This window comes from Capillibacterium thermochitinicola (genome assembly GCF_013664685.1).
In the GTDB taxonomy this organism is placed as follows: domain Bacteria; phylum Bacillota; class UBA4882; order UBA10575; family UBA10575; genus Capillibacterium; species Capillibacterium thermochitinicola.
This window is the reverse complement of record NZ_JAAKDE010000027.1, coordinates 24,804-33,554: the sequence shown is the minus strand read 5'-3', so window position 1 is coordinate 33,554 and position 8,751 is coordinate 24,804. Positions and strand designations below refer to the sequence as shown.

At 50.7% G+C, this 8,751-nt stretch carries 5 protein-coding genes and 1 pseudogene; 5 read left to right on the top strand and 1 reads right to left on the bottom strand.

What is annotated here, in order from left to right; translation table 11 throughout:
* The first annotated feature begins 248 nt into the window (after positions 1–248).
* The 3 genes from G5B42_RS10405 to G5B42_RS10395 all read left to right on the top strand — a co-directional run bounded on the left by G5B42_RS10405 (position 249) and on the right by G5B42_RS10395 (position 2,907).
* Positions 249–569: a thiamine-binding protein gene (locus G5B42_RS10405; RefSeq protein WP_181340410.1), complete on the top strand. Its 321-nt coding sequence runs from the start codon at positions 249–251 to the stop codon at positions 567–569.
* A gap of 118 nt (positions 570–687) precedes the next feature.
* Positions 688–1,425: a TetR/AcrR family transcriptional regulator gene (locus G5B42_RS10400; RefSeq protein ID WP_181340409.1), complete on the top strand. Its 738-nt coding sequence runs from the start codon at positions 688–690 to the stop codon at positions 1,423–1,425.
* Between the two features lie 129 nt (positions 1,426–1,554).
* The gene (locus G5B42_RS10395) at positions 1,555–2,907 is read left to right on the top strand and encodes a radical SAM protein (protein WP_187351006.1); all 1,353 of its coding nucleotides are present in this window, start codon (positions 1,555–1,557) and stop codon (positions 2,905–2,907) included.
* 112 nt (positions 2,908–3,019) lie between these two features.
* Here the strand turns inward: G5B42_RS10395 and G5B42_RS10390 are convergent, their stop codons facing one another.
* Complete coding sequence (locus G5B42_RS10390) at positions 3,020–4,459, bottom strand: methyl-accepting chemotaxis protein (RefSeq protein WP_181340407.1); 1,440 nt, start codon at positions 4,457–4,459, stop codon at positions 3,020–3,022.
* Positions 4,460–4,929: 470 nt separating this feature from the next.
* On the opposite strand from G5B42_RS10390, the gene G5B42_RS10385 reads away from it, so the two are divergent.
* Positions 4,930–6,693, top strand: coding sequence for an ABC transporter ATP-binding protein (locus G5B42_RS10385; RefSeq protein WP_181340406.1), 1,764 nt, complete (start codon positions 4,930–4,932; stop codon positions 6,691–6,693).
* Positions 6,657–8,558 (top strand): annotated as a pseudogene (locus tag G5B42_RS10380) (ABC transporter ATP-binding protein). The gene G5B42_RS10385 and the pseudogene G5B42_RS10380 overlap by 37 nt, the downstream one beginning before the upstream one ends.
* Positions 8,559–8,751: the final 193 nt, after the last annotated feature.

Below are 8,751 nucleotides of genomic sequence, written 5' to 3'. Positions count from 1 at the left end.
CTTTTCAGCAGTGGTAGTAATCCAACAATAATTGCTTTAAAAGCTATAAATAAACAAAGTGCAGTTTGACGGTAAGTTCGACGGGAAGTTCGCTAATGTGAGGTTCAAAAATCTACAGTGTCTTGACACTATCAATAATTGAGGGCCTCTTTACGAAGGAGGTGTTTTTTATATACAATAAGCTATAAAGCAACCGCGGGTGAGATTGGAGACGCGCAGAACCATCTGTAATCGAGGAGGTATAGCGGATGAATACTTTAGTGGCGGTGTCGATTGCACCTTTTGGTATTGGGGATGAACTAGCCGCTGCCGTGGCGGAAGCGGTGAAAGTAATCCGGGCGTCGGGGTTGCCGAACCGTACCACTTCAATGTTTACGGAGATTGAAGGCCCCTGGGATGAGGTGATGCAGGTGGTGAAAGAGGCCACTTTCGTACTGGCCCGAAAAGGGATCCGTACGCAAGTGGTGCTGAAGGCCGATGTGCGCCCGGGGTATACCAACATGATAACGACCAAAGTCGATAAAATCAACAAACTGTTAGGAAGAGAAGATGAGCATCCGCAAGGGTGAAGTGTCACGCACTCACGGCACCACCTGTTGGAGAGGGATACTTGACAAACGAAAAAGGGAAATTTAAAATAGTAATAAAGCAAATTTGAATAACCGGTCAGTCAAGGAGTCGAGTTGATTGCTGAAAACTGAGCAACAACAAGCAAGAGAACGAATTTTGGACGCTTCAGTCCAGTTGTTTTCGCAAAAAGGATATGATGGGACGCGGGTCAGTGAAATTGCGGAAGCTGCCAATGTCACGAAGGCGTTGATCTATTATTATTTCAAGAGTAAAGAAGATATTTTGGATCATTTGGTCCGTTTTCTCTTGGATAATGCTACCGCGATGACCATGGATTTTATCCATACCAATATTGTCCAGATGATTAAGGACGGCCGCCTGGATATTTTACCCGACCGTTTACACTTTAACGATAATGCCGCTATCCGGTGTTTTTTGGAGAATGTCCAAGTTTACTTTGAAAAGGTACTTGATTATTTGTTGCAATACCGCCATATTTTACGCATCTTTATGCTTGAGTCCCTGAAGGACAGCAAGCATAACACCAAACTTTTCCGGCTCATGGATTTTTTTGGGGATAGTGAGAAGAATCTGTTGTTGAAAACAATCTCAGCTGCGGATCAGGATTTCAACTATACCCCTGAGTTGTTGGTCTTTAAGTTTTTTTATGCAATCTGTCCCATCGTCAGTTTTGCGGTTTATTATGACGATTACCAAAAGATGAGTAACTTCAGTGACGACCAACTGCGGACGGCTTTTCTCCAGTCTTCCCGGATTATTTTTGGCTCATTAGTCTCCGGACAGGATATTTTGTTGAAAAACAACCAATTGGAAAAGGATTTATCCCACCGGTAATTGGTAAGCTTGGCGGTGAATATAAATTATATAAATTTTTTTCGACGGTCCTGACCGGACGGTCAGTCAAACCGCAACTGTTTTGCGGATGAAGCCAAAAATACAAATTGAAAAGGGGGATTATCGGTGATGATTGGGCAAAAACTGGCGGTAAAACTGCTCATGGGTTATCTGGCGGATAAACCCATGGAAAAGCTCCCCAGAATGTTTTCGCTCGCGGAAAAGCTTGACCGGAGGAATCTGCACGCGTCGCAGATTCAAGCGGTAAAAAAAGCCTTGCTGGATGAGGGGAGCAATTGGCGGTTGCTGGTGGAGAACCTCTTTCGTGAGGTAGACCTCCGCTTGATCCAGAAGCTGGTGGAATCATTTATTGTTAATGCTAATTTACTGGGGGGAGCGCGGGCGCAGGCGGCGGCCGAAAAACACGACTGTAATATACCATGGGCGATTTTGATGGATCCGACCAGTGCCTGCAATCTTTCCTGTGTCGGCTGCTGGGCGGCGGAGTACGGCTCAAACCACAATTTATCCTACGAAATGCTTGATTCCATCTGCCGCCAGGGGAAAGAACTCGGCGTCTATTTCTATATCTTCTCCGGAGGCGAACCGCTGGTCCGTTGGAAGGACTTGATTAAGCTGTGTGCCGCCCACCAGGATTGTTACTTCTTTGCTTTTACCAATGGCACCTTGGTCAATGAAGAGTTATGTCAGGAACTGTTACGGGTGGGCAATTTTGCGCTGGCTTTTTCGATTGAAGGGGATGAAGAGGCCACCGATCTGCGGCGCGGGAAAGGGACCTACCGGAAGGTCATCGCGGCCATGGAGTTGATGCGCAAACATAAACTTATCTTCGGCTACTCCACATGTTACCACCGGTATAACACGGAGAGTGTTGGTTCCGATGAATTTATTGATGACATGATTGCCCGGGGTTGCCGCTTCGCTTGGAACTTTACCTATATGCCGGTGGGCAAGGGGGCCAAGCCCGATCTGATTGCCACGCCAGAGCAACGGGCTTATATGTACCGGCGCGCCCGCGAAATCCGGGAGACCAAGCCCATCTTCTACATGGATTTCTGGAATGACGGTGAGTATGTAAACGGGTGCATTGCCGGCGGCCGGTGTTATCTCCATATTAACGCAGCCGGTGACGTCGAACCCTGTGCTTTTATTCATTATTCCAATGTTAATATCCACGATGTTACACTCTTGGAAGCTTTGAAAGCGCCCCTTTTTCAGGCTTACCGCCGGCGACAACCCTTCAACCCGAATCATCTGCGCCCTTGTCCGCTCCTGGATAATCCCGATGCTTTGCGGGCGATGGTGAAGGAGTCGGGGGCCAAGTCCACTGATATGCTTGCCCCGGAGGATGTGGATGATTTATGTGCGAAGACGGAATCGGCAGCCGCCCAGTGGGCACCGGTGGCCGATCAATTGTGGGCGGAATCCCAGGCCAAGCATGACGAGTTGTCCGCCGGATAACCTTGGCCGGTTTTCTGTACGGTTCATACTATCAGGAAAAGGAAAACTTGCCGGGAGGAAACTCCGGGCAAGTTTTCTTTTATGCGCTTGCTATGGAGTGGCTGTTTAATGTCTAACTCAGTGTAAACTCGTTCACGGCTTGCCTTAGGTTAAAGGCGATTGTTCGTAAATTATCGGCCAGCGTGGTAACATGCTCCATGGCGGCGCTCTGTTCTTCCGTGACGGCAGAGACCTCTTCCGTACTGGCCAAGTTTTGTTCACTAATGGCCGAGATGGCAGTGATCGCATCGGTTGCTTTGACGTTCAGGGCGGCCATTTGTTCGGTGGATTTGGCGATGCGGCTGATTTCGTCGATGGTCTTGATCAGGGTCTTACTAATTTCCTCGAAAGTGATTACGGCTTTCTCTACCAAGTCTTTGCTGGCCGCGACCCTTGCGATCTCTTCCTGCATGGCCTGGACCGTCCGGTCCGTGTGCGTTCGCATTTCGTCAATTAGTTCCGTGATCGAACGGGCCGATTGCTTTGTACGTTCGGCCAGCTTTCCAACTTCGGTCGCGACAATCGAAAAGCCTTTTCCGTGTTCTCCCGCTCGGGCGGCCTCGATCGCGGCGTTCAAAGCCAACAGACTGGTCTGCTCCGCAATCCCTTCGATGATTGAGGTTATGCCGTTGATTTCTTCTGAAGAACGAAGTAACATGTTGATGGCGTTTGTCACTTCATGGGTTGAAGCATAAAGAGCGCCAATCACTACCGCCACGTTGCTGGAGACCGCCCGTCCAAGTTCGGCCGTTTGGGCAACCTCGCTGGAAGCATCGCTAATCCTTTGCGAATCCCGGGTGACTTGTACCACCATATCCGACAGTTCTTGAATGGAACTGATTGCTTCGGTTATTTGCCGGACCTGCTCCGAAGAGGCGGCAGCAAGTTCATTGGTGGCTTTTGCTACTTCCGATGCTAAGTTGTTGGTTTCCGCGGAGATTGTGTTCAGTTTTGCGCTGGCATGATCCAGAGTGAGGGACTGATTATTGATGTTGGTGACCAGACTGCGCAGCTCGGCAATGGCTTTGTTGAGCCCATTAATGGCGGCGGCCGTTTCCCGTGAACCGGGGGCAATGATGAGATCTTCGCTCAGGTCACCAGTTTCAAGGGATTTAACTCTGCGGACCATTTTTTTCAGGGGGGCGTAAATCGAGTAGGCAATCAGGAGACTGATCAGGGATATACAGACAATACCACTGCTTACCAACCGTAGATTAGATTTCCTTAGGTTGGTGGCAAAACTTTCGCTGTCCAAGTATAAATTATAATTAATGCTGGCGGTGGTATTACGAATAAACCGCAAGGCGTTGTGTAAATTATCCACTTCACGGCTGAGGGCGTGATAATTCTGGGGACTTACCGGTTGATCCATAATTGCTCTAATGTTGGCGAAGGTCTCGTCCAATTGTTTGCTGGTCGTGTCATCAATGTTTTTCCGGGCTTTTATTTTGTTGAACAATACATTCAGGTTGAGCGGAGAGGAGGAAACGCCTAAAGATTCACCAGACAGCAATGCCAGATACTGGCCGCGAATGCTGAACCTCCTTGTGTGCAGTGGGTTAAAACTCGCGCTGGCAAGTTCGAGTTGGAGTTTATTGGTCGTAAACAACCCGGTGAAAACTTGTCAAAGACGACCAGGGACCTACCGCATCCATTTTTTAAAATCGGTAAAAGGATGTTATTCTTTAGTAGGAATAGCAAGAAAAGGGGGGTGGGCATGGGGCAAGCCGGAACCCGGTTTTTTGGCCTTTCAATGACAAAGCTACCTCTTTGTGCTATAATGTTTCCATCATCATAACATCAGTACAGCCGGCCATAACGGGGAGGAGCCGTTTTACGGAGATGATTCCGGAGGCGGAAAAGATGGCGCCGGAGCCAAAAGGAAGGAGAGGTGGGCGCCGTTTTTATGTTTGTGGCGAAGCGCCAATGTCAGCAGGGAGCAGACAACACGGAATATTAAGCGGTTGGAAACGGAGGACCTAGATGTTTAAACAGTTATTCAGTTGTATTGGTGAGTACAAAAAAGAATCGCTTTTGGCCCCGCTTACGGTCACCGGCGAGGTGATGCTGGAGGTTTTAATCCCGCTCATTATGGCGGATCTGATTGACAAGGGGATTGTTTTGGGGCGGATGGATGTGATATTGCGACTCGGTGGTATCCTGGTGGTCGCCGTGTTGATCTCCTTGGCTTTTGGGGTTTTGGCTGGTTTATATGCCTCCCGGGCTTCTGCCGGTTTTGCGGCGAATCTACGGAAGAGAATGTACTATGCGGTCCAGGATTTTTCCTTTTCCAACATCGACCGTTTTTCCACGGCCAGTTTGGTCACGCGGTTAACCACGGATGTGACCCACGTCGAGCATGCTTACCAAATGGTGATTCGGGTTGCCGTCCGCAGTCCGATGATGCTACTCTTTTCGCTCTTGATGTCTTTCCGCGTCAACCCCGGCCTTTCCCTAATTTTCCTGGTGGTGATCCCCTTTTTAGGCTTAGGTCTTTACCTGATTGCGCGGCGGGCTTTCCCCATTTTTCACCGGGTCTTCCGGGCTTATGACCGGTTAAACCGAGTGGTTCAGGAAAACTTGCGCGGGATCAGGGTGGTCAAATCCTTCGTCCGGGAGGAACACGAGACGAGAAAGTTCAGGGCGGTTTCGCAGCAGATTCATGATGATTTTATTCTGGCCGAAAAGATCCTCGCCTTGAATGCTCCTTTGATGCAGTCGGCGATCTATCTATGTTTGCTCTTGATTTCATGGGTGGGGGCCCGGATGGTGGTCGCGACGACCATGACCACCGGCCAACTGGTAAGTCTCTTCTCCTATTCCTTACAGATTTTAATGAGCCTGATGATGCTCTCCATGGTGTTTGTGATGCTCTCCATCTCCCGGGCGTCGGCCGAACGGATTGTGGAAGTGATGAACGAAAAGCCGGACCTTCACAATCCGGTGGCGCCCGTCCGGGAAGTAAAAAATGGAGAAATCCGTTTTGAACAGGTGAGCTTCAGTTATTCAAATGACCCGGACCACCTGTGCCTGGTCGACATTAATCTGCAGATTGAAGCCGGTCAAACGGTGGGGATTATTGGGGGCACCGGGAGCGGGAAAACCACCCTGGTGCAACTGATTCCCCGTCTTTATGATGTGACCAAAGGGGCGGTTTATGTAGGCGGGGTTGATGTCCGTGCCTATGATCTGCAGGCCTTGCGGGAGCAGGTGGCGATGGTTCTGCAGAAGAACGTGCTTTTCTCCGGGACCATTAAAGAGAACCTCCGCTGGGGGAATGCTAACGCCACCGATGAAGAGTTGGTTGCGGCTTGCCGCTTGGCCCAAGCGGATGAGTTTATCCGGGCTTTACCCGAGGGGTATGACACCTATCTTGAACAGGGCGGTGTTAATCTTTCCGGTGGACAGAAACAGCGCCTTTGTATTGCCCGGGCTTTGCTGAAAAAACCGAGGATCTTAATCCTGGATGATTCGACCAGTGCGGTGGATACAAAGACTGATGCGCTCATCCGGAAAGCTTTCCGGGAAAGGCTTCCGGAGATGACCAAACTCATTATTGCCCAGCGGGTGGCTTCCGTCATGGACGCCGACCTGATCGTCGTTATGGACCAAGGCCGCGTGGTGGCCGCCGGTACACACGAGGAGTTATTGGCGACCAACCAAATTTACCGGGAAGTCTATACTTCGCAGCTGAGAGGGGGGGGAGGACCTTGGCGCCACCGAATAGGCGAAGGCCGGTTTCTTTAGGGGAGTTGGCCGGGCAGGGGAAAACCCTTAAGCGCCTCTTTTCTTATATCACCCGTGGATACAAGGGTTACCTTGCGTTGGTCCTGGGCTGTATCTTGATCAGTTCCCTGGCCGGAGTCGCCGGTTCCCTTTTTCTCCGGGTTTTAATTGACGATCACATTACACCGTTGTTAGCCATGGCGGAACCGGACTTTAGCGGGCTGCGGAATGCTTTATTGGTGATGGCCGGAACCTTCTTGGCGGGGGTGATGGCTACTTATCTCTTTTATCGGATGATGGCCGTGATCGCCCAGGGTGTGTTGAAAGAGATCCGGGACGAAATGTTCGCCCATATGCAGCTTCTGCCGGTAAAATTCTTTGATACCCATACCCATGGCGATCTGATGAGCCGCTATACCAACGACACCGACACTCTGCGGCAGATGATCGCGCAGAGTCTGCCCCAGCTGTTTTTGTCGGTGGTCACCGTGGCCAGTGTGTTCACAGCGATGGTGGCAACCAATCTGCTTTTAACCGGGGTTGTGCTCCTGTCCCTCGGTTTAACCCTCTCTATTACCAAACGGATTGCGGAAAACAGTGGGAAGTACTTCATGCGCCAGCAAGCATCTCTCGGCCAGACCAACGGCTATATTGAAGAGATGATCCACGGGCAGAAAGTGGTCAAGGTCTTTTGTTATGAGGAAAGGGCGAAAGAAAAGTTTGACCGTTTGAATGAGGAGTTGCGCGTAAATGCCACCAAAGCCAATAGTTATGCCAATATTCTGATGCCGGTCATGGGTAACCTCAGCCATCTGCAGTATGTCTTGGTGGCCATCATTGGGGGTGCCCTGGCCATTGGTGGGATCGGTGGTATCACCCTCGGCGCGATTGCCAGTTTTCTGCAGTTAAGCCGGACCTTTAACCGGCCCATCGCGCAAGCTTCGCAACAGCTTAATGCGGTGGTGATGGCGCTGGCCGGGGCCAAGCGCATCTTTGCGCTGCTGGATGAAGAGATCGAACGGGACGAGGGGACCGTGACCCTGGTGCACGCGAGATATACCGACGATGGACGTCTTGTGGAAACAACGGAACGGACCGGGATCTGGGCGTGGAAACAACCACAGGCCGATGGAACCATTACCTATACTGAGCTTAAGGGAGACGTCCGGTTTGACGATGTGGATTTTAGCTACGATGGGGAAAAACAAGTGCTGCACCAGATCACGCTTTACGCCAAACCCGGACAGAAGGTGGCTTTTGTTGGGGCGACCGGGGCGGGCAAGACCACCATCGCCAATCTCCTCAACCGGTTTTATGATGTGTAGCGCGGGGTCATTCTCTTTGATGGGATCGATATCAGGCAGATCAAGAAACGGGATCTCCGCCGGTCCCTGGGGATTGTGCTCCAGGACACCCACCTCTTTACAGGAACGGTGAAGGAGAATATCCGTTATGGCCGTTTGGAGGCGACCGATGCGGAGATATACGCCGCGGCAAAGCAGGCGAATGCCCATGGCTTTATCTCGATGTTGCCCCATGGGTATGATACGGTTTTAGAAGAGGCCGGTGCCGACCTTTCCCAGGGCCAAAGGCAGCTGTTATCGATTGCCCGGGCGCAGGTGGCCGACGCTCCGGTCATGATTCTGGATGAGGCGACGTCCAGTATTGATACCCGGACAGAGGCGATTGTCCAAAAAGGCATGGACGTGTTGATGGAAGGGCGGACGGTTTTCGTTATTGCCCACCGCCTCTCGACCATCCGGAATGCCGATGTCATTCTTCTCTTGGAAGAAGGCCGGATCGTCGAACGGGGAACCCATGCGGAATTGTTGGCGAAAAAAGGCCGGTACTACCAGCTTTATACCGGCACATTTGAGTTGGCGTGAGGAAGTTTGGTTTGCAATTGCCTCTGGTTCGTGATGCACGAAGGGAGAATTGCACAACCGGGGTTGAACCCCGACGGGAAAGGAATAAAGTCCATCTAAAGATGGACTTTATTCCTTTTGGCAGGAAACAAACGGGCCTTCGCGAATAAAGTCAGAGTATAATTACAGAATCACGTACGTTATAAGGGGTTAG